Annotated in this window: 21 protein-coding genes; 9 read left to right on the top strand and 12 right to left on the bottom strand. The window is 60.5% G+C overall.

The genetic code is table 11. From position 1 onward, the window contains the following. Positions 1-80: 80 nt before the first annotated feature. Positions 81-1,721, top strand: a complete 1,641-nt coding sequence (locus tag AC13Q5_RS22930) for a SulP family inorganic anion transporter (RefSeq protein ID WP_488503247.1) — start codon at positions 81-83, stop codon at positions 1,719-1,721. A 9-nt stretch (positions 1,722-1,730) separates the two neighbouring features. On the opposite strand, the gene AC13Q5_RS22925 is transcribed toward AC13Q5_RS22930, so the two are convergent. Next, the gene (locus tag AC13Q5_RS22925) at positions 1,731-2,348 is read right to left on the bottom strand and encodes a 2'-5' RNA ligase family protein (RefSeq protein ID WP_488503246.1); all 618 of its coding nucleotides are present in this window, start codon (positions 2,346-2,348) and stop codon (positions 1,731-1,733) included. A 225-nt stretch (positions 2,349-2,573) separates the two neighbouring features. Between AC13Q5_RS22925 and AC13Q5_RS22920 the strand changes: the two genes are divergently transcribed. Then, on the top strand, positions 2,574-2,711 hold the full coding sequence (locus AC13Q5_RS22920; protein ID WP_159444822.1) for a hypothetical protein: 138 nt from the start codon (positions 2,574-2,576) through the stop codon (positions 2,709-2,711). 139 nt (positions 2,712-2,850) lie between these two features. Continuing rightward, positions 2,851-3,414 carry a methylated-DNA--[protein]-cysteine S-methyltransferase gene (locus AC13Q5_RS22915; RefSeq protein WP_488503245.1) on the top strand — a complete coding sequence of 188 codons (564 nt, stop codon included), beginning with the start codon at positions 2,851-2,853 and terminating at the stop codon, positions 3,412-3,414. A gap of 36 nt (positions 3,415-3,450) precedes the next feature. On the opposite strand, the gene AC13Q5_RS22910 is transcribed toward AC13Q5_RS22915, so the two are convergent. Together AC13Q5_RS22910 and AC13Q5_RS22905 are read right to left on the bottom strand one after the other, a co-directional pair. Then, positions 3,451-4,002 carry a GNAT family N-acetyltransferase gene (locus tag AC13Q5_RS22910; RefSeq protein ID WP_488503244.1) on the bottom strand — a complete coding sequence of 184 codons (552 nt, stop codon included), beginning with the start codon at positions 4,000-4,002 and terminating at the stop codon, positions 3,451-3,453. 17 nt (positions 4,003-4,019) lie between these two features. Beyond that, entirely contained in the window at positions 4,020-4,394 is a 375-nt protein-coding gene (locus AC13Q5_RS22905; protein WP_488503243.1) for a DUF4180 domain-containing protein, read from the bottom strand. 233 nt (positions 4,395-4,627) lie between these two features. Between AC13Q5_RS22905 and AC13Q5_RS22900 the strand changes: the two genes are divergently transcribed. Beyond that, on the top strand, positions 4,628-5,584 hold the full coding sequence (locus tag AC13Q5_RS22900; RefSeq protein WP_488503242.1) for an alpha/beta hydrolase: 957 nt from the start codon (positions 4,628-4,630) through the stop codon (positions 5,582-5,584). Positions 5,585-5,631: 47 nt separating this feature from the next. On the opposite strand, the gene mug is transcribed toward AC13Q5_RS22900, so the two are convergent. Further along, positions 5,632-6,213, bottom strand: coding sequence for a G/U mismatch-specific DNA glycosylase (gene mug / locus AC13Q5_RS22895; RefSeq protein WP_488503241.1), 582 nt, complete (start codon positions 6,211-6,213; stop codon positions 5,632-5,634). Positions 6,214-6,588: 375 nt separating this feature from the next. Here mug and AC13Q5_RS22890 point away from each other — a divergent pair, with 375 nt between their 5' ends. From AC13Q5_RS22890 to AC13Q5_RS22875, 4 genes are all read left to right on the top strand, one after another. Then, complete coding sequence (locus AC13Q5_RS22890; RefSeq protein ID WP_457878602.1) at positions 6,589-7,029, top strand: lipid-binding SYLF domain-containing protein; 441 nt, start codon at positions 6,589-6,591, stop codon at positions 7,027-7,029. Positions 7,030-7,465: 436 nt separating this feature from the next. Beyond that, the gene (locus AC13Q5_RS22885; RefSeq protein ID WP_488503240.1) at positions 7,466-7,675 is read left to right on the top strand and encodes a hypothetical protein; all 210 of its coding nucleotides are present in this window, start codon (positions 7,466-7,468) and stop codon (positions 7,673-7,675) included. Beyond that, entirely contained in the window at positions 7,672-8,244 is a 573-nt protein-coding gene (locus tag AC13Q5_RS22880) for a TetR/AcrR family transcriptional regulator (protein WP_488503239.1), read from the top strand. The genes AC13Q5_RS22885 and AC13Q5_RS22880 overlap by 4 nt, the downstream gene beginning before the upstream one ends. A 2-nt stretch (positions 8,245-8,246) precedes the next feature. Then, positions 8,247-9,620: a nitrilase-related carbon-nitrogen hydrolase gene (locus AC13Q5_RS22875; RefSeq protein WP_488503238.1), complete on the top strand. Its 1,374-nt coding sequence runs from the start codon at positions 8,247-8,249 to the stop codon at positions 9,618-9,620. A 59-nt stretch (positions 9,621-9,679) separates the two neighbouring features. Here the strand turns inward: AC13Q5_RS22875 and guaA are convergent, their stop codons facing one another. The 4 genes from guaA to AC13Q5_RS22855 all read right to left on the bottom strand — a co-directional run bounded on the left by guaA (position 9,680) and on the right by AC13Q5_RS22855 (position 12,940). Next, entirely contained in the window at positions 9,680-11,242 is a 1,563-nt protein-coding gene (gene guaA, locus AC13Q5_RS22870) for a glutamine-hydrolyzing GMP synthase (protein WP_488503237.1), read from the bottom strand. 131 nt (positions 11,243-11,373) lie between these two features. Further along, on the bottom strand, positions 11,374-11,724 hold the full coding sequence (locus AC13Q5_RS22865) for a hypothetical protein (RefSeq protein WP_488503236.1): 351 nt from the start codon (positions 11,722-11,724) through the stop codon (positions 11,374-11,376). Positions 11,725-11,840: 116 nt separating this feature from the next. After that, on the bottom strand, positions 11,841-12,482 hold the full coding sequence (locus AC13Q5_RS22860) for a 5'-methylthioadenosine/S-adenosylhomocysteine nucleosidase (protein WP_075856634.1): 642 nt from the start codon (positions 12,480-12,482) through the stop codon (positions 11,841-11,843). Beyond that, entirely contained in the window at positions 12,479-12,940 is a 462-nt protein-coding gene (locus AC13Q5_RS22855) for a PaaI family thioesterase (protein ID WP_075856633.1), read from the bottom strand. The genes AC13Q5_RS22860 and AC13Q5_RS22855 overlap by 4 nt, the downstream gene beginning before the upstream one ends. A 163-nt stretch (positions 12,941-13,103) precedes the next feature. Here AC13Q5_RS22855 and AC13Q5_RS22850 point away from each other — a divergent pair, with 163 nt between their 5' ends. Beyond that, positions 13,104-14,180 (top strand): DUF2252 family protein, encoded by a 1,077-nt coding sequence (locus tag AC13Q5_RS22850; protein WP_457881097.1) that lies wholly within the window; start codon positions 13,104-13,106, stop codon positions 14,178-14,180. Between the two features lie 11 nt (positions 14,181-14,191). Here the strand turns inward: AC13Q5_RS22850 and AC13Q5_RS22845 are convergent, their stop codons facing one another. The 4 genes from AC13Q5_RS22845 to AC13Q5_RS22830 form a co-directional block, all read right to left on the bottom strand. Further along, entirely contained in the window at positions 14,192-14,995 is an 804-nt protein-coding gene (locus tag AC13Q5_RS22845; RefSeq protein ID WP_457881098.1) for an alpha/beta fold hydrolase, read from the bottom strand. A 538-nt stretch (positions 14,996-15,533) separates the two neighbouring features. Further along, positions 15,534-16,622, bottom strand: coding sequence for a DUF1513 domain-containing protein (locus AC13Q5_RS22840; RefSeq protein WP_488503235.1), 1,089 nt, complete (start codon positions 16,620-16,622; stop codon positions 15,534-15,536). A 2-nt stretch (positions 16,623-16,624) separates the two neighbouring features. Beyond that, positions 16,625-17,734 (bottom strand): imelysin family protein, encoded by a 1,110-nt coding sequence (locus AC13Q5_RS22835; RefSeq protein ID WP_488503234.1) that lies wholly within the window; start codon positions 17,732-17,734, stop codon positions 16,625-16,627. Beyond that, positions 17,734-19,293 (bottom strand): di-heme oxidoreductase family protein, encoded by a 1,560-nt coding sequence (locus tag AC13Q5_RS22830; RefSeq protein WP_488503233.1) that lies wholly within the window; start codon positions 19,291-19,293, stop codon positions 17,734-17,736. The genes AC13Q5_RS22835 and AC13Q5_RS22830 overlap by 1 nt, the downstream gene beginning before the upstream one ends. Positions 19,294-19,308: the final 15 nt, after the last annotated feature.

The raw sequence follows: 19,308 nt of genomic DNA, 5'->3' as shown, positions 1-19,308 counted from the left end.
CCTGGCCATATTTTCTTGTTGCAGCTTCGCCGCGAATCTCTATCCATAAATGAATGCGCCATCCCTATGGTCGGTGATCGATGACGAAGCTGGGCAGTTGGTTCGTGGTGGACAGGGCGGATCTGGTCGCGGGCATATCGGTTGCCGGGCTGATGTTGCCGGAAGCGGTTGCTTACGCCGGCATTGCCGGCCTGCCGCCGCATCGGGCGATCCTCGCCGGCATCGCCGGCTGTCTCATCTATGCCATATTCGGCCGCAGCCGCTTTGCCATCGTCTCTCCGACATCCTCGTCCGCCGCCATTCTCGCCGCCACCTTGGCGGTGGTGCCGGGCGATGCCACGATCAAGGCGGGGCTTGCCACGGTTGCGGTGGCGCTCGCCGGCATTCTATTCGTCGTCGCCGGCGCGCTGCGGCTCGGCGGCATCACCGGTTTCATCTCGCGGCCGGTGCTGCGCGGCTTCGCGCTGGGGCTGGCAATCACGATCATCCTGCATCAGCTGCCGATCCTGGTCGGCGTGCCCGTGCAGGGCTCGAATATTTTGACATACGCGGCCGCACTCTTCGGCGCGATCCTGGAGTGGAATCCGGTCAGCGTTACAGTCGGCCTCGTCGCGCTGGCGGCGTTGCTGCTGCTGAAGCGATTGCCTGGTATCCCTGGCGCCTTCCTCGTGCTCGTTGCCGGCATCTTCGCCTCCTATCTGTTCGGCTTGGAAGGTCATGGTGTCAAACTGGTTGGCCCCATCGAGATCCTACCGCAATGGCCGTCGCTGCCGGACGCCGACTGGACCGCCTATTCGCGGCTGGTGCAGTTCACCGTGCCGCTTGTCCTCATCCTCTTTGCCGAGTCCTGGGGCACGATGCGGGCCTTGGCGCTGCGCTACGGCGAGACGCTGGAGGTCAATCGAGAGCTCGGTGCGCTGGGTGCCGCCAATATCGCCAGCGCCGTCGTTCAGGGCATGCCGGTCGGTGCCGGTTTTTCCGCCGGCTTTGCCAGCGAGGCGGCGGGCGCGAAAACGCGGGCGACCACCGTCTTCGCCGCCATTGGCCTTGCGATCCTGATTGCCTGTGCCGGCCCGCTTGTTGCTCTTCTGCCTGAGCCGGTGCTCGCGGCCGTCGTGATCGCGGCTCTTACGCATGCGCTCGATCCCAGTCCCATCCTACGTTTGCGCCGACTGCACCGTGATTTCTATGTGGCAGTGGGTGCCGCGCTCGGTGTGCTGGCCTTCGGCGTCCTCAACGGCATGCTGCTGGCGATCGCGCTCTCGCTTGCCGCGATGATGCATCGCCTGGCCTCGCCACATGTTGCCCGTTTGGGGCGGCTCAACAACAGCCATGACTTCGTCGATGTCAGCAGGCATGACGATGCCTCTGAGATACCGGGCATTGCCATCTGGCGCCCCGGCGAGACCCTGTTTTTCGGCAACGCCGATACGATCTTCGGCGAGATATTGTCCGGCAGCCGCAGCGAAGCTGGGTTGCGGGCAGCCATTCTCAGCCTTGAAGAAAGCTCCGATATCGACAGCACGGCGATGGACGCCTTGATGGAGTTCGACAGCGCCATGCAGCGCTCCGGTCTGCGCGTCCAGTTTGCGCGCGTGCATGACCGTGTTCGCGATCTCATGACAGTCGCCGGTATTGCCGATGTCGACAAACGCTGCAGCTTCAGCGTCGATGATGCCGTGGCGGCGGTGATGGCGGATGGCAATCGGTCGAAGGTTTGACCGGATCGCTCAGTCACGCAAAGTCCAGTAGCAAAGGTGCTGATGGGTCGATTGACCCTGCAGGCTGTTGATGAGGACGAAGTCTTTGGCTGTCCAGCTCACGGGTTCTTCAAGCACAATGTCCGGAACGATTTGCCCCCGATAGAGCAGCGTCATATGCGGCTCTACGGGTTTTTCTTTCTCCGGCGCAATACCCGTGAGCCGCATGGCGTCGACCAATTCCTGATGGATAGCCTTGAGTTCGGGGTTCCCGTTCCTGTTCCACAGAACAAGCGGGCGATTATCGCCACCACCGAAACTGACAGCCTGATCGAAAACCACTGGACAGGATGGCTTTCTCACTCTCGAGGCAGCCTCCATCGCTGCAAATACGGTCTCCTCCGGCAAGCAGCGGAACGAACCGATCGTATAGAGCGTCACATGCAGGAGATCGGCTCTTCGTGGTCTTGCGAAAAATCGGTATTGCCGATGGAAATTGCCTGCGAGCTTGTGACTACGAGCGGCACTCTCCGCATCGGGAAGGACCGCAAAATAGAGCTCGCTAACTGGCTCTTGATCGACTGGCAGCGGTGTCCGGCTGTACGATCCGCCGCTGAGATAGAGCGAGAGTTGCCTGTTGTTCTTCATGGGTTGCTTCAAAGCCTTACCGCTCTGCCCCTTCCTGATTTTTGACCGCAAAATGATAGAGTAAAGCAATTGCTAATTCAAGAACAAAACAAGAACATATAATGGATTGACAGGGCGCCCTGCTGTGAGCGCCATTTGAAAAAGCGATCGAATAAAAGGTCGGCTTGATCTGTTCATTCCAGGTTCGGGCCTTCGTGCCCATTCTCACCAACAGGAATCACAGCCATGTTCACCAGATCAGTCGCCGCAGCCATTGTTCTCGCTCTCATCGGCCTTGGCATCGCTTCTTGCTCCACCTCGGGTGAGCGCAATTCTGGCGGCGGCATGACGCTGAACGCCCCTCCGACTGGCGGCGGATATTGATGCTCGTGCCTGTAATCGTCTCAGTGGCATCCCATTGCCGCTAAAACGGTGGCAATTCCCGATCTTTGCAAGAATCGGGTTGAATTCGACGCTTCCGAGGACGATTTTCATGACAAGTGGAAACACGGGAGCTTTCGTCATGAACAAGACAAGGCAGGATTACCTGATCTTCGAAACCGCCGGCGGCTTCTGCGGCATCGCCTGGAACGATGTCGGCGTACTGCGCTTTCAATTGCCGACCAAGGATGCGGGCGCGACCGAGCGCCTGCTTCTGCGCCGCTTGCCGAATGCGCAGCCCGGCACGCCGACCTTGGAGGTTGCCGAGGCGGTTGCCAAGGTGAAGCGCTATTTCGCCGGTGAGGAGATCGACTTCTCCGACGTCACGCTCGACCTCGGCGAGCAGGATGCCTTCTTCAAGCAGATCTACGATGCCGCCCGGCAGGTCGGCTGGGGCCACACGACAACCTATGGAACACTGGCCAAGCAGCTTGGCGCCGGGCCGGAAGCCGCGCGCGATGTTGGGCAGGCCATGGCGAAAAACCCGGTGGCGCTGATCATCCCCTGCCACCGTGTTCTGGCGGCAGGTGGCAAGATCGGCGGCTTTTCCGCACCGGGCGGCTCCAATTCCAAGGCCCGAATGCTTGAGCTGGAAGGCGTCCAGCTTGCGCCGCCGAAGCCGGTGCAGCAGTCGCTGGCGTTTTAGGCAATGAAGCAGGGCGGGAGGCTTCGGCCGCTCGTCCTATTTTTCCCCTGTCTGACGGGCGCGGGAAAGCAGCAACGTGTCCTTCTCATTGAGGCGCATTGGCTTCGGATCGCGATAGCCGGCCTTTTCGGCAACACGGATCGAAGCCGCGTTGTCGGGTGAGATCAGACAGACGCTACGATCAAATCGTGGCTGCTCGTCGAGCCAGGCAGTGGCTGCGGCAAGAGCTTCCGTGGCGAAGCCCTTGCCATGCGCCCACGCGGCCAGTGCCCAGCCGGCCTCCGGAATACCCTTGATCGACGGCTCCATGACCCGATGAAAATCGGCAAAGCCGAGATCGCCGACATAGCGTCCGGAGGACTTCTCGCGCACTGCCCAGTAGCCATGCCCGAGCAGTGGCCAGAGGCCATGATAGGACAGCATCCGCATCCATGACTCCCTGGAAGTGGAGACGACATTGCCGAAAATATGCCTCACGACCAGAGGATCGCTCCACATGCCTGCAAGCGGCTCGAAATCATCGAGCGTATGCCCGGCCAGGATAAGCCGTTCGGTTTCCAGTCTCGGTGGGGAAAGCGTCGCTTCCATAAAGGCAGACCTCTGATTTAGCTTTGGGCATTCTGCTGCAGGCGCCGCGCAAGCGCATCCAGATCGGGCAGAAACCAGACCTCACGTCCCTTGTTGGACTCGTAGACAAAATCGCGCAAGGCGTTGCTGCCTGCGATCCACCGGGAGATGTCGCCGACGATGACGAGCTGGGCGCGATAGTTGACGAATTTCTGGATGATCGCGCCGGCGATACGGGTCGAGAGCTGGAAGAATTCCTCGCTCAGCCGCGATACCGGAATGGCCACCAGCTTGGCCTCCGCATCCCATGCTGCACCGATCCAGTCGTTCACGTCCCTTTCGCTGGTGAGAAGCGGTCCGCTGTCATTGCCGATGATGATCTTTTGGCCGGAGAATTCTTTGATCGTGTACATGCCGGCTCGACTTTTCCTGCTATTGAAACAGGAGTTTTCGCTATCATTCCGTGTGATCGGCTGGCAATAGCTATCATATGGAGCATTCGGATTCTGGAGCCATCAATTTCCCCATTTGATCGGTAGGGCGTGCCCGTTTGCGGTCACGATAAAGCTGCAATCGATCATCATCCAACGTGAGTTGATTTCGTTCATCGATATGAATTGATGCTCCCAGCGAGGTATATCGTGCCATGCAGAAATCGATCTTCGCAATTTCCTTTCTCACGCTCGTTTTCGCATATTCGCCAGCGCAGTCAGCTGGCTGGCAACCTTCACCCGGCCACGTCCAGATGCCGATCTGGCCTGGTGCCGTACCGGATGCGGTGCCGGAAGCCAAACCCGAGTCCGTTGGCACGGATGGGGAGACGGTCACCGATGTTAGCCGGCCGACGATGACTGTCTATGCCCCCGAAGGCAGCAACACTGGTGCGGCCGTGGTGGTGTTTCCGGGCGGAGGCTACAAGGTCCTGGCGATGGGCCTGGAGGGCACGGAGATCTGCGACTGGCTGACCTCGCGCGGCATTACCTGCATTCTTCTCAAGTACCGGGTTCCCAATTCAGGCCCGACATGGGAAAAAGGACACCGCCATTCTCCGAAGGTGCAAACGGCCTTGCAGGACGCCCAGCGCACGCTGGGGCTGGTGCGCCAAAACGCTGCACAATGGCATGTCGATCCCCATAAGATCGGCATCATCGGTTTTTCCGCCGGGGGACATCTCGTTGCCGCGCTGAGCACGCATTTCTCGCAGCGGACATATGCGCCGGTCGATGATGCCGACAAGCTGAGCTGCCGGCCGGACTTTGCCATGGCGCTCTATCCCGGTCATCTATGGGTGCATGAGGATGAGGACGGTGCCACCCGAAACGAGGCAGACATGAGCCTCCGCCCCGACATCCGCGTCAGCGCCGACACCCCGCCAACCTTCCTGTTGCAGGCCGAAGACGATCATGTCGATGGTGTGGAGCAATCGCTCGCCTACTATATCGCGCTGCAGAAAGCCGGCGTTCCCACGGAAATGCATCTATACGCGCAAGGCAGCCACGCCTTCGGTCTTCGTCCCACGAAGTTTCCCATCAGTCACTGGCCGGCGCTGGCGGAACAGTGGCTGCACACGATCGGCGTGCTCGGTCCGCAAAAGAATGGCTGATCGCGATGGCAGGCCGACTTGCGTGATCGCAGCCCGGGAAGTGCGGGCTATTTGATGAGATTCCTTTGGTCTTCAACCGCCAGCTTTAGCTCGCGATAATGTTCCGTCAGTTTCGCCAGATCGAAAGCCCGGTTAAGGCCGCTTGGATTGGGCAGGACCCAGATCGAGGCGCCGGCAAATGCCTCCGGTTGCCTGCCCCATTCGATATCGGCCCGCAGGCTGATGGCCGCATAGGCCGCTTTGCCGAGGAATGCCAGATTATCAGGCGCAAGCCTCCTGATCTTCTCTTCGAGCACAGGGGCTGCGGCAATGTAATCACTCTTCTTCAACTCGCTGGCGCTTTTCGTCGGGCGGGAGACCGCCGATGTCAGGCCGAGACCATATTGCAGCATCTCGCGCTCTTCCTCCGCCCGCAACAGGCGAGGGGTGAAGCCGGCAAGGTGCAACACTCGCCAGAAGCGGTTGCTGCGGTTGGAAAAGTTATGTCCGTCGCGATGCGCGGTAAGCGCGGGGTTCAATCCGCAGAAGACCACGGAGAGATGAGGGGCCAGGATTTCGGCGAGCCCACTCGGCGGGGCGGTGTTTTCTATCCGAACACTCATCCTTTCAACCGGGACATCATCCTGCATATGAAACGTCCATGCGCGAGAGGAGGCGAAGGCGATGCGGAAAGCCGCGTCCCATCATCCTAGCCGATAGATTGCGGGCCTGCCATCGGCAGCCCTGAAACTCGCTCGAATTTTCAGCAGTAACACTGAAGGTCCGGTTACTGATCATAGATTGTACGATTTTGCGGACTTCGTTTATGAAGCAGCCCATGAAGCCTTATAACCAAGCAATTGCGTTGGGAGCAGATGCCACCATCCGCCTACGTCCTAACGCGTTGTTATTAACGTGCTTTGGAACTAAAGGTCGTGCGAGATCGTTTATCTCTAACTTTGATACGACGCTGACGTCGTGCCCGGCCGGCTGGGGAAGCGGCGCATTTTGAGGAACAGCTCATCATGAAGATTTCGTCTGGATTTCGCTCAGTGGCGGTTGCCGCCATCGCTGCCGCAGGAATTGGCTTCGCCGGCGCCGCACATGCCGATAGCGGCACGATCCGCTTCTCCGTCTACAAGGCGGCCTTCTTCGTCGGTGGCTCCGGTGGCGAAGGCACGCTGACCTTCCATGGCAAACGCTACCCGGTCTCGATCGGCGGCATCTCCGGCGGCCTCGCTTTTGGGGCCTCCAAGACCTATTTCCAGGGTACGGTGCGCCATATCCGCCGCGCTCAGGATGTGAGCGGAGTCTACGGTGCAGCCGGCGGCGGCGGCGCGATCGGCAAAGGCGCCCAGATGATTGTCATGACCAACGACAAGGGCGCCCAGCTCGAACTGACGGGCAGGCAGGTCGGCCTGCAGGTCAACGCCGACATCAGCGGCCTGAGCATCACGGTGAAGTAAGGGCGCGACACCGTTCATCATCCTTGGAGAAACCCGATTGTTGAATAGGACGGTTGGGTTTCCTCGGGAAAATTGCGGAGAGAATATCGTTTCTCTTGTGCCGACTCTATTATTTTCTGCATTAATGAATTGATTTTATTGTGAAAAATTTCCAGTTTCGCGCCGCGAGTGAGTCCGTTGAAAAGTTGAAGTCGTGATTTCACTGGGTTTTTAGAGGCGAGTAGTCAGAAAAATTTTGTGAACTATCGATATCTATCGGCCAATTTCCTGGGCACGGGCTAACGGGGAAGGTCGAAGCTAACTCCCCGAAAAAACACTGTCATAACTGACTAGGGCAATTCCAGGAAAAGTGGGCAGCGGTTTTCCGTCCGGAATTACGTGAAAAATTGAACCGCTCCAGGTGTTCGCGGCGGCGCTCGCGCGGCGGCTCGGTCGCATGAGCCGCGACCTGACGCGGATCGAGCGCCACGTCACGATCTCAAACGAAGCGGTGGCCGCGTTTCTGCGCTTCTGGCTGACCAGCACACCATCGCTTCTCGACTCAGCGCTGTCCGCGGCTCAGACCAAGGGTCGCGAACTTTATGTGGGCACACCCTGGGCGATCCTCTTGATGTATACGCCGTATATGTATACGCTGTATACATGACGACCAAACAGCAAATCTTCGAAGCCGCAAAGCGGCGGTTCGAACGGGAAGGACTTACCGGCGTCTCCATGCGCACGATTGCCAAGGACGTCGGCATTACTGCTATGGCCATCTACCGGCACTATCCGGATAAGGAGGCTCTGACAAATGCGCTCATGCGAAACGGCATATCAGCATGGGAGGAACGGGTTCGGGCCATTCAGGAGAGCGACCCCATTCAATGGCTCCATGCGGCGAGCGAAGCATTTCTTGCTTTCGCGCTCGAGGAGCCACGCCAGTACGAGGCTGCCTTCCTTCTGCCCGCCACTCAGGCAAGGCGTTATCCGGACGACTTCGCTGCCGGCCGTTCCCCTGCGGTCGCCATCCTCCACGATCGCATAGAACATGCCAAGAAATTGGGAATGATCGGCAACGTATCCGCGACGGACATGGGATTAACGCTCAGTGCGCTTGGCCAGGGATTGATTTCGCTTTACCAAGCCGGCCGCTTTGTCGGCGAACCGGAATTCCGCGCAGCTTACCGTATGGCTATGCTGCATTGCATTCACTCGTTTCTAAGGAACGATTGACGATGACTGCGATCATATGCGTGCTGCTCAGCGGCGTTCTATTCTTCTTTTCTGTAGAACTGAACACGGTATGGCCGCTGATGTGGATCGCGCAGGTGCCGCTTCTGTGGCTTGCGTACGGCCCGGCACGTGCCTGGCATGTGTTCGCCGCGAGTTTTGCCGCATATGCGATCGGGCAGCTCAACCTGTTCGAAGCCTATTGGCAGATGGCGCCTGAAATCTCCGTCGTCATCGCCATAACCGCAGCCATTTACGCAGCGACAATGCTGTTCGCGCGAGCAGCGCAAAGACATCTACCGGCGATAGGCGCTGTGTTCGCCTTTCCCCTGCTTTGGACCAGTGTCGAATATCTCAATGCACGCATTTCGGCGTATGGCAGCTTCGGAGCGTTTGCTTATAGTCAGGTCCCCGCGCCGGTGTTCATTCAAAGCGTCTCCTTGACCGGCCTGTGGAGCGTCACTTTTCTCATTTGCGCCGTTGCGAGCGCGTTAGCTCTTCTGCTCAGGGAGGGGCGGCGCGCAACGGTTCCCGCGATTGCCGTGGCTGTTCTCTTCGTAGCCAATTTGGCGTTCGGTTTGGCGCGGCTCGCGGCACCTTCCGCCGTAACTGTGCTTGTGGCCGCAATCGGAAATGGCGAGACAAACCTCCCTTCCACCGAAGTCGCGGCGCGAACAGTGTCGCAAGACTACGTCAAGGCGGTAACGGCACTAGCGGCTCAGGACATACACACCATCGTCCTGCCGGAGGAGATAGCTGAACTTAGGCCCGAATGGCGCAATGCAGCTGACGGCTTCACAAGCACTGCTGAAGCGACGGGCAGCCATATCGTCGTTGGATATCGGGAGGTTGCGGAGACATCTCGCAACATCGCTTTCACATTCTCCCGTGACGGCACAGCCAGCTATATAAAACGGCACCTCATACCGGGATTGGAGCCGCTTTCGCCGGGCCTCAGCCCGGGGTTTCTGGGCGCGGGTCGCGCCGTCGCCATCTGCAAGGACATGGATTTCGAGGATACGATCCGGCGGGACGCGCAGCTTGGCATTCGCATTCTGTTCGTGCCCGCATGGGATTTCGGCAGAGATCGCGAAGCGCATGCGAACATTGCTATCATGCGCGGTGTCGAAAACGGCTTCGCCATGGTGCGCGCGGCTCGAAATGGGCTTCTGACAATTACGGATGCTCAAGGCCGCGTCACCGCTCGCGCTACTGCCGATTCCTCCGAATTGACAACCATCGTCGGGCCGGTGCCCGAGGGGCCGGGGCCGACGCTCTATACACGCATCGGCGATGTCTTCGCCTGGGCCTGTGCGGTAGGCGCGCTGGCACTTGCAGCTTGGATATTCAGCCGCTCACGCCGGCGGCTGTACCGCTGATAACGAGCTCCACAATCGCGAAAACGGTGACACCCTTTAGTCGCCTTGGCAGTTGGTCGTCACTCCCACTCGATCGTGCCGGGCGGCTTCGACGTGACGTCGTAGACCACGCGGTTGATGCCGCGGACTTCGTTGATGATGCGGGTCGCGGCGCGGCCGAGGAATTCCATGTCGTAGTGATAGAAATCCGCGGTCATGCCGTCGACGGACGTGACGGCGCGCAGCGCGCAGACGAACTCGTAAGTGCGGCCATCGCCCATGACTCCGACGGTCTGGACCGGCAGGAGCACGGCAAAGGCCTGCCAGATCGCGTCATAGAGGCCGGCCTTGCGGATCTCGTCGAGATAGATGGCATCGGCTTCGCGCAGGATTTCCAGCTTCTCGCGGGTGATGCCGCCTGGGCAGCGGATGGCGAGGCCGGGACCTGGGAAGGGGTGGCGGCCAATGAAGCTGTCGGGCAGGCCGAGCTCCTTGCCGAGCGCCCGCACTTCGTCCTTGAAGAGTTCGCGCAGCGGCTCGACGAGCTGCATCTTCATGCGCTCGGGGAGGCCGCCGACATTGTGGTGCGACTTGATGGTGACCGAGGGACCGCCGGTGAAGGAAACGCTCTCGATGACATCCGGATAGAGCGTGCCCTGGCCGAGGAAATCGGCGCCGCCGAGCTTCTTGGCTTCTTCCTCGAAGGTCTCGATGAAGAGGCGACCGATGATCTTGCGCTTGGTTTCCGGGTCGCTGACGCCCTCCAGCTCGCCGATGAAGCGGTCGGAAGCGTCGACGTGCAGCAGATGCAGATTGTAGTGCTCGCGGAACATGGCGACGACATTGGCCGCCTCGTCCTTGCGCATCAGGCCGTGGTCGACGAGGATGCAGGTCAGCTGGTCGCCGACGGCCTCATGGATCAGCAGTGCGGCAACGGAGGAGTCGACGCCGCCTGACAGAGCGCAGATGACGCGCTTGTCGCCCACCTGATCGCGGATCGCCTGAACCGCCTTGGCACGATAGGCCGACATCGACCAGTCGCCCTTGATGCCGGCAATGTTATGGATAAAATTGCCGATGAGCTTGGCACCATCGGGCGTATGCACGACTTCCGGATGGAACTGCACACCGTAATATCTGCGCTTCTCGTCGGCAATGAAGGCGTAAGGTGCGTTCGAAGAGGTGGCGACCACCTCGAAGCCATCAGGCAGCGCGGTGACGCGGTCGCCGTGGCTCATCCAGACCTGATGGCGCGAGCCGTTCGACCAAAGTCCTTCGAAGAGGGCGCAATCCTTGTCGACCTCGAGGAAGGCGCGGCCGAATTCGCGGTGATGTCCGCTCTCGACCTTGCCGCCGAGCTGCATGCACATGGTCTGCTGGCCGTAGCAGATGCCGAAGACCGGGATGCCGCTGTCGAAGATGATCTGCGGCGCTCGCGGCGAGCCTTCGTCCACGGTCGAGGCCGGGCTGCCGGAGAGGATCACGGCCTTTGGCTGCAGCCGCTTGAAGCCGGCTTCGGCGGATTGGAAGGGAACGATTTCGCAGTAAACGCCCGCTTCGCGCACACGCCGTGCGATGAGCTGCGTCACCTGGCTGCCAAAATCGACGATGAGAACGGTGTCTGGATGTGCTGTCTGGGTCATGGCGAGCCTTTAATGAAAAGCGCTTTACCTGGCAATCGGGCAAATCACGCCGCAGCGGATTTTATTGTCCCGATTGTCCTATTTGGGGCCTTGCCCAGCCTCCATGGGAGTTTTCAACCGGATTCCTCTGATTATCCATGAAGAAGTAGAATGCTCAGAACAACCGTTACGTCGATACCAGCGTGGAAACATAGAAATACGAATTCTGACGGCGGGCGACCTAAATTGGCGATATTTTTATACGGATCTTCCACCAGCATCGATATCTGCACACGCTGCGCGTTGATCGAGCGGATCGCCAAAAGATTTGAAATCGCAAAAATAACGAATCCGAGTGCCAATAAAATCCGCAACGCTGAAAAGCTTCCATCGCCTTTGATGGCCTGCGAGACACCGATAACGCCCAACGAAACGGCGATATATAAATTCCAGTATTTGTTTACAGCATCCGCTCGTTCTAGCAGTAATTTGAGCGTCTCCACTATCTCCTCCCGAATGACAGAGCGCCAGCGGCCACTTTTGTCTTATAGCGCAAGTAATATCTTTGACGCCATGGGAAGCATAGTAAAGAGCGGTTTGTTGGAAGACAAACTCCCGCTCAGAACCAGAACACGCCGTCTTCCAGCGCGGTAAACAGGCCATCGACGGCGTAGGACAGTTTGCGGTCGATCACATGCAGATACTCTGTCCAGTCGGAAATGCGCTGCAGCTCGACCTGACCGTCGGAAATCCCGCGCAGGCCGATCAGCGGCAGGCCATAGGTCTGGCAGACGCGCAGCACGGCGAAGGTTTCCATATCGACCATGTCGGTGCCGATGCGGTGGTAGGCTTCCGCGCCGGAGACGATGTTGGCGCCTGTCGAGAGGCTGCCCTCGGCAATGGTGGGAATGCGCAGCGGCAGTTCGATCGTTGCGGGGAGATCGAGGAAAGGCGTGCGACCCTTCTCGAAGCCGAGCGGCGAGGCATCCATGTCGCGGTAGGAAACCGAGGTGACCTGGTAGACTTCCGTCTGCTCCAGCTTGGCGGAGCCGGCCGAGCCCAGCGATACTACGAGATCGGGAAGATCGCCCTGTGCCTCGAGCTGTGCGAAGGCACGGGTCAGCGCAATCGCCGCCTCGACGGGGCCGACGCCCGTCATCAGCGGATCGATGCGCGAGCGCAGAAAGGGTCCATACTCGGCCTCGGCCGCCATGACGAACAGGATCGATTTGCCCGATACCCGCTTCAATTCGAATTTCATCCGCTAATTCCCTCTCTGCCCCGGATGACCATCATCGTTCCCGTCATCGAGGCAATCAGCTTGGCCGGTCCGTCGCCGATGGCATAGCCGCGCCCGTCGGCGACGATGATCGTCGTGCCCGGCTTGGTGACATCGCCGCGAAACAGGAAGCGTTCGCCGCGACCCGGCGACATCAGATTGATCTTGAATTCGATCGTGAGGATCGATGCGGAGGGATCGATGACGCTGTAGGCGGCAAAGCCGCAGGCCGAATCCAGCGCGGCGGCGATGATGCCGGCGTGCAATATGCCGTGCTGCTGCGTCAGCTTGATATCGAAGGGCAGTTCGATCTCGACCGTACCGTGCTCGACGCGCGTCAGCTCCGCGCCGATCGTCGCCATCGCCGCCTGCCGCTCGAAGCTCGTTCGGATGCGGGTCCGAAAGTCGCCGCTGGTCCCCGTCTCGTCTGCCCCTGTCATGCCGTCCCCTTTTCGCGGGTGCGAAATTGGCACGGAGAGGCGGTTTGGACAAGGGTTATCCGGTGGAAAAGGAGAGGTGTGCCGGCCTAACATTCAGACATCGAATTTCCACGATCGGATCGCCATGCTATCCGAAGCGATCAAGCTTGTGGCGGGGGCGCAGATGACGACGATCCGGCAATCGGTGACAGCCTACGAGACCTGGATGCGGGCGCAGCTCGGCGCCGATCTGGTCGAGGTGGGGCTGGACAAGAAACACAAGTTGATGAAGGCCGACAGCTTCTCCTTCTTGCGCGGCACCTATTGGCGCTGGGCCGAAACCATCCTCGACATCTGCCCCGAGCTCAAGTCCGCGCCGCCGCTGCTGGCGATCGGCGATACGCATCTGGAAAATTTCGGCACCTGGCGCGACGAGGAAGGGCGGCTCGTCTGGGGTGCGAATGACTTCGACGAGGCGGCCGTCATGCCCTATGCACTCGATCTCGTGCGGCTGGCAACGAGCGCCATCCTGGCGCGCAGCGAGGATGGTCCGACGCCGCGCGTGGTTGCCGACAGCATCCTTGCCGGCTATCGACGCGGCTTGCGCGAGCCTTCGCCCGTCATCCTCGAACGCGATTACAAATGGCTGCGCAATGTGGTGCTGCTGCCGAATGCCGAACGCAAGGCTTTCTGGGAAAAATATCGCAACCTGCCGCCGGCAAATGCCCCCGTGGGCGACCGCTATCTCAAGGCGCTGCAGAAGGCTTTACCCGATCCGGCAAGCGTATTCGAGCCGAAGCCGCGTCTCGCCGGCACGGGTAGCCTCGGTCGCCCGCGCTTCGTCGCCTATGCCGAATGGCGCGGTGGTCCGGTGCTGCGCGAGGTCAAGGCCTTGCTGCAATCCGGCTGGGCGCTGAAGCACGATCCGCCGAACAAGACGATCCGCACAGGGATCATTGCCGGCGGACGGGCGCGCTCGCTGGACCCGCGGTATCAGGTGGATGGAAACCTGCTGGTGCGCCGCCTGTCGCCCAACAGCCGCAAGATCGAGGTGGAAGGCGATGCAGACGTGCTGCTGTCGCCTGACATGCTGGACCTGATGGGCTTCGAAATCGCCAATTGCCACGCCAACGATGCTTCGCTCATTCCCGGCATTCTGGCTGATCTCGATGCCCGCAGCTCCGATTGGCTGCGCATGGCCGCCAAGGCGGCAGCCACGGCAGTCACGGCGGAACAGGCGGAGTTTGCCAGGAAGGGCTAGGCCGCAATCGGTCAATGCCCGGCAGCTTCCAGGATCAGGTGGGCGATCGTATCGGGGTGCGAGATCAGCGCGAGATGGCTGGCTTTCACCTCGATGGTCCTGGCACTCATGCGTTTGGCCATGAAGCGCTCCAGATCCGGATTGATCGTCCTGTCCTCGGTGGAAACGGCATACCAGCTCGGCTTGCTGCGCCAGGCGGCCTGGGTGGTCTTTCCGGTCAGCAATGCCTTCTGGAAAGGCTGCTGCACGGCATAAAGCACCTCGGCCTTCGCCTTGGGGAGGTCGCCGGCGAAGTCGCGCAGGAAAGCTTCCTCGCTCAACCGCCCTTCATCGCCGTCGAAGACGATGCCGGCCGAGGCAGGTGGTGTCGGATATGTCTTGGCGAGTGCCGTATAATCTTCGCCGGCATCCGGCGCGCGGGCCGCGACGTAGACGAGCGCGGAAACCTTCGGATGCACGCCGGCTTCGGTAACGATCATGCCGGAGAAGGAATGGCCGACGAGGACGGTCGGGCCGTCCTGGCGATCGAGAACGCGCTGGACCGATGCGACGGCCTCGGGGAGCGTCGTCAACGGGTTCTGCACGGCCGTGCAGTTCAGCCCCTTGGCTTGCAGCCGGGCTATGACCTCCGTCCAGCAGGAGCCGTCTGCGAAAAGTCCATGCGCAAGAACGACGTTGCGGGCCTTCAACGGTGCAGACTTAGCCGCTCCGGAGGCGGAAGCTGGGTTGCTGGCGGCCATGCTGCGCGTGGAAATGAGGGAAGCGGCGGCACCGGCGATAATTGCGGTCGAGAAATTCCGTCTGGTCATCATCATCATCGTGATCCCTATGGTTTAGAGGACAAATGGACACCAGAAAGCCGTCCGCGCCGAATGTCGGAACGGTGAAGCTTCTGAAATCTTGTATCTCTCGGAGCGGCATCTGACCGAACAAGCGGATCAAATATGCCCGATCCTGTATTCCGGTTCAGCGTCGAGCTTGCCTTGTGTATGCAAAAGCGAGGCTGTCGATTGGTTTTGTATTCCAAGAGGCTTCTTTAGTCAATAATTGGATGCGTAACGGTTGCGTGATTGGTTATTTGTATGCGGAGACCATGAGAATCGACGTTTTTGCATACAAGCCTTGGTTGATCTCGGAGAGCTGCGAATGATGGAAGGGCTGGATGACGCGGCTGAACATCGCGAGTTGTTGTCCAACCGTATTCGCAGCACGAGGCCATCATCCAGGCCGTCGCGGAAAGGGACGGGGAAAATGGCGCCGCGGTGCGTGCGGGCGCATATGCTAAATGCGGCGACGGCGTTGCCGATGCTTCATCGAAGCCGGCAGCCTTGCTTAGGGCAGTTCAGCTAACGATCAGCCGCGTGCGATGCGCACGATATGCTGATCCCAGGCGACGTCGCTGTGCTCGTTCAGGAAATCGCCGTCGTAGGACGAGACGGCAAAGCCATGCCGAGCCGGCGCGATGCCGGCCGCATCGGCGATGCTCTCCACTTTCAGTACTTTGCCGGTTTTCGCATCCAGCGTTACCGACGTCCCTTCGATCGGTGACGTCACACCGACGAGGTTTTCAGCGCGGTTGACGGCAATGGCGCCGACATAGTTGCCAAGCGCCCGCGTCGTATCGTCGGGCAGCGTGACGAAGCTCAGGTCCTCGCCCCTCGCAAAATGGCCGACGAGCGGCGGCAGGTCGTTGCGGTGGCCCTCATACTGGCAGGCAAACCAGACGCGGCCGCTTGCATCGATATCGACATGCCGGGTCGAGACCTGGGCATATTGCGGCGGCAATGTGTGCTTCTCGATCAGCCGCCCGCTGGCGGCATCGATCAGCGTCAGCGACGGTTCCATATGGTCGAGGTTGAGCTTGGTGCGGCCGAAATCCGGATGGGTTTCGATGCCGCCATTGGCGACGATCAGATACCTGCCATCATCCGAAACCGTCATGTCGTGCGGGCCGACGCCATAGGTCTCGTATTCGCCGATGCGGGCAAAGCGATTGCTGCTGTCGTAAAGCCCGATGATGCCGCGATTCCAATCGAAATCGTTTTCGCTGGCATAGAGCAGTCTGCCGTCGGGCGAAAACGTGCCATGCCCATAGAAATGCCGCCCCTCTTTGGCGGCAATCACGATCGGCTCGGCCTTGTTCCAGGGGTCGAAGATCATCGCATAGGTGCCGGGCCGGCGCGCGAAGGCGACCGTCTTGCCGGTGGCCCTCGAAAAGGCCATGCCATGCGCGCGGGCGGGCAGCGCGACCTGATCGACGATGCGGCCCTGTTCCGTCACCGTCGCGACGGCAAAGGAGCCGTTGGCGGTGCGGATGCCGGAAGCATAGACTGCATCCGCCCGCTCCAACGCCATCAAGGCGCCGGGCTTCAGCGCCGCGAGGAAGGTCAGCCCTGCTGCCTTGACGAAGGCTCTCCGATCGATCAGGCCGCTGCGTATCACGCTCAGTCTCCGTCTGCGAAGGAGAAGCCGGCTGAAAGGCCGATGGCGCCGCCATATTCATCGCTGAAGCTGGTGGCGAGGTCGCGGCTGACGGCGAGCAGCTTGTCGATCTTCGCGCGCTCCGCATCGTTACCGATAGCCATCTCGATATCCGGGTTGATGGTTGGCGCCGTCGTCGCAAGCTCGTTCAGCAGGCCGTCGATCTTGGTGGCGGCAGCGCGCTTGTCCGCCGGCAGCAGGCTTGCCATATCGGCCTTTTCCCAGAGTGTCTTCAGCCCCTCGATATTACCTGTAAAGGAGGTCCAGGTGTTGGCCGAGCGCCAGTAGATCGCCATCTTCGGCCGTGCGGCTACCTGATCGCCCTTGTAGAAGGTTTCCAGCCGCTGGTCGCGCACATTGGCCGCGCCATGCACGAGGATGCCGAGCAGTGCGGTGACGGCCTCCTTGTTGTCCATGAAATCATTGCTGTCCTTGCCCGGAAACTTCCAGGATTTCTGCACGCCGTCGGGCGCGTCCCATTCGTCGGCGAGCTCCTTGGCCGTATTTTCAATATTGCCGGCGACAGCGGCGCCATAGCGGCAGCGGAAGCTCTGCTTCTCCTTGCCGAGAACGTCCGAACCGTTGCCGAAGAGCACATATTCCAACGCCGTCATGCTCATCAGCGCCACGCTCTTGCCGGCGATGGCCTCGACGGTCGTGTCGTGTTCGTCGGCCTTGGCGATCAGCGCCTGCACCTGCTTGAGGCCAACGCCCTTGCGGTCGGGATAGAAGAGGATGTGTTCGAAGCGGTTCTTTTCGATGATCGGGCCGGTGTCGACGATCTCGATGCGCGACCAGCTCTTCACCGTATCGCCGAAGGCAGACTTCGCGCCGGAAAGCGTTGCGTCCGTGGGATCGGCGCAAAGCGCCTTGATCGCCGTCGTTAGTTTCGAAGCGGACTCATGCATGGCGCGGTAACCGGGGCGGATCACGTCATCCACGGCCTTCTGCAGGGTTGCCGGCACGGCGGCCTCGTTCAGGCCGGCGCCGGTGGTCGTCGCGTCCTCGGCGTGAGCAGGCAAGGCCGCAACGGTAAGCAGTAGGCTGGCTGCAAGACGTTTCCAGTGGCGCATCAGAGGGACTCCAGAAAGTTGATGAGGGCTTGCCGGTCGTCTTTTGAAAGACCGGCGAATGCGTTGCGGGCTTTTTCCGCCTCTCCTCCGTGCCAGAGGATGGCTTCGGTCAAGGTGCGGGCGCGGCCGTCGTGCAGATAGGCCTGCTGGCCGCTGACCGTCTGTGTCAGGCCTATACCCCAGAGCGGCGGCGTGCGCCAATCGCGACCGGATGCCACGCCCACCTGCTGCCCATCCGAAAGGCCTTCGCCCATGTCATGCAGCAGAAAATCGGAATAAGGCCAGATCAGCTGGAAGGCCTGCGGCGAATCCTTGCCGTCGCTACCCTTGAGGCCATCGCGCGTGACGAATTTCGGCGTATGACAGGCCGCACAGCCCGAGCGGTAGAACATATCCTTGCCGTGCAGTACGGTAGGCTGGCTCGTCGTGCGGCGGGCCGGGACGGCGAGATTTTCGGAATAGAAGGTGACGAGAGGAAGCACCGGGTCCGGTGCTTCCGTCGTGCCAAGGCGTTCCTGCACGCCGTTCGGCACGGCCAGGCACTGTGGCTCCTTGGCGGTGCAGTCACCATAGGGATTGGGACGGTCCGGCGTCGAAATGCCGATGTCGATCGAGAAGGCGTCGGCCACCTGGTCGCGCACGGTCGCATTCTGGGCCTTCCAGCCGAAGCGCCCGAGCGCAAGCTGGCCAGTGCGATGATCGCGGACAATGGCGGGGCGGCCCCGTATGCCGGTGCCCTTTTTGTCGTCCGGGTCGGCATTGGCGAGGATATCGGCATCCGGAATGGCTTCGATCAGGCCAAGGCCGATCATCGGCGGCGCGATGCGCGGCGAAATCGTGGTGTTGACGTTCATCGGCCCATAGGCGAGATCGCTGATACCGTACATCGGCTTGCGCAAGGTCACGGTTTCCCCGCCGGCAAGCGTCACCGTCTCCTCGCTATAGCGGACGGTTACCTTGCCCTCGGCGGCGAGGCCGGGAACGGCGAGATCCTGCAGCTGTGCGCCGTAGGTGGAGTCCGGAAAATTCAGCGCGTGAAAATCCTTGACGGCCTGCTCCTCTTCCGGCGTTGCGGCAGGCCGTGCAAGGCGCAGCACCATCGAGGTCGCGGCCGCTCCTACTTCCTCAGGCGGATGGCCGCGTCCATCGCGGACATGGCAGCTTTGGCAGGAGCGCGCGTTAAACAGCGGCCCTAGCCCATCCGAGGCCTGGGTGGAGGAGGGGGCGGAGACCCAGAGCTTGCGGAAGAGCGCGTTGCCGAGATGAAAATCCTGGCCCAGTTCCGGGTTCAGATTGGCGGATGGCTGCGAGAAGATATCGCGGGTGAGCTTGTCGATCGAGGTCAGACTGCCGCCCTGCATCGTCTCATAGGGTTCGGCCTTGAGAAAATTGCTGGTCGCGCGGGTCACGTCGCGCACGCGCTTCAGCTCTTCGGCGGAAAGATCGCTGCGCGTGGTCGGAAAATCGAGGATGTCGGCGGCTGCCAGCGTAATGGAAAAAACCAAAAAACCCGCGGCGATGGCGGGCAAAAGGGCGCGATTGGCCGGTAAAACTGTCATGGGTATCGGGGTGGC

The sequence above is a fragment of the Martinezella sp. CNPSo 3964 genome, assembly GCF_057784375.1.
Note: the sequence above shows the minus strand (reverse complement) of the source record. Positions and strands in the feature narration are given on the sequence as shown.

What these genes read in the sequence shown, in the direction of transcription:
- AC13Q5_RS22930 (WP_488503247.1), top strand. Translation starts at nt 81, where the DNA reads ATGACGAAGCTGGGCAGTTGGTTCGTGGTGGACAGGGCGGATCTGGTC.
- AC13Q5_RS22925 (WP_488503246.1), bottom strand. Translation starts at nt 2,348, where the DNA reads ATGAAGAACAACAGGCAACTCTCGCTCTATCTCAGCGGCGGATCGTAC.
- AC13Q5_RS22920 (WP_159444822.1), top strand. Translation starts at nt 2,574, where the DNA reads ATGTTCACCAGATCAGTCGCCGCAGCCATTGTTCTCGCTCTCATCGGC.
- AC13Q5_RS22915 (WP_488503245.1), top strand. Translation starts at nt 2,851, where the DNA reads ATGAACAAGACAAGGCAGGATTACCTGATCTTCGAAACCGCCGGCGGC.
- AC13Q5_RS22910 (WP_488503244.1), bottom strand. Translation starts at nt 4,002, where the DNA reads ATGGAAGCGACGCTTTCCCCACCGAGACTGGAAACCGAACGGCTTATC.
- AC13Q5_RS22905 (WP_488503243.1), bottom strand. Translation starts at nt 4,394, where the DNA reads ATGTACACGATCAAAGAATTCTCCGGCCAAAAGATCATCATCGGCAAT.
- AC13Q5_RS22900 (WP_488503242.1), top strand. Translation starts at nt 4,628, where the DNA reads ATGCAGAAATCGATCTTCGCAATTTCCTTTCTCACGCTCGTTTTCGCA.
- mug (WP_488503241.1), bottom strand. Translation starts at nt 6,213, where the DNA reads ATGCAGGATGATGTCCCGGTTGAAAGGATGAGTGTTCGGATAGAAAAC.
- AC13Q5_RS22890 (WP_457878602.1), top strand. Translation starts at nt 6,589, where the DNA reads ATGAAGATTTCGTCTGGATTTCGCTCAGTGGCGGTTGCCGCCATCGCT.
- AC13Q5_RS22885 (WP_488503240.1), top strand. Translation starts at nt 7,466, where the DNA reads ATGAGCCGCGACCTGACGCGGATCGAGCGCCACGTCACGATCTCAAAC.
- AC13Q5_RS22880 (WP_488503239.1), top strand. Translation starts at nt 7,672, where the DNA reads ATGACGACCAAACAGCAAATCTTCGAAGCCGCAAAGCGGCGGTTCGAA.
- AC13Q5_RS22875 (WP_488503238.1), top strand. Translation starts at nt 8,247, where the DNA reads ATGACTGCGATCATATGCGTGCTGCTCAGCGGCGTTCTATTCTTCTTT.
- guaA (WP_488503237.1), bottom strand. Translation starts at nt 11,242, where the DNA reads ATGACCCAGACAGCACATCCAGACACCGTTCTCATCGTCGATTTTGGC.
- AC13Q5_RS22860 (WP_075856634.1), bottom strand. Translation starts at nt 12,482, where the DNA reads ATGAAATTCGAATTGAAGCGGGTATCGGGCAAATCGATCCTGTTCGTC.
- AC13Q5_RS22855 (WP_075856633.1), bottom strand. Translation starts at nt 12,940, where the DNA reads ATGACAGGGGCAGACGAGACGGGGACCAGCGGCGACTTTCGGACCCGC.
- AC13Q5_RS22850 (WP_457881097.1), top strand. Translation starts at nt 13,104, where the DNA reads ATGACGACGATCCGGCAATCGGTGACAGCCTACGAGACCTGGATGCGG.
- AC13Q5_RS22845 (WP_457881098.1), bottom strand. Translation starts at nt 14,995, where the DNA reads ATGATGATGACCAGACGGAATTTCTCGACCGCAATTATCGCCGGTGCC.
- AC13Q5_RS22835 (WP_488503234.1), bottom strand. Translation starts at nt 17,734, where the DNA reads ATGCGCCACTGGAAACGTCTTGCAGCCAGCCTACTGCTTACCGTTGCG.
- AC13Q5_RS22830 (WP_488503233.1), bottom strand. Translation starts at nt 19,293, where the DNA reads ATGACAGTTTTACCGGCCAATCGCGCCCTTTTGCCCGCCATCGCCGCG.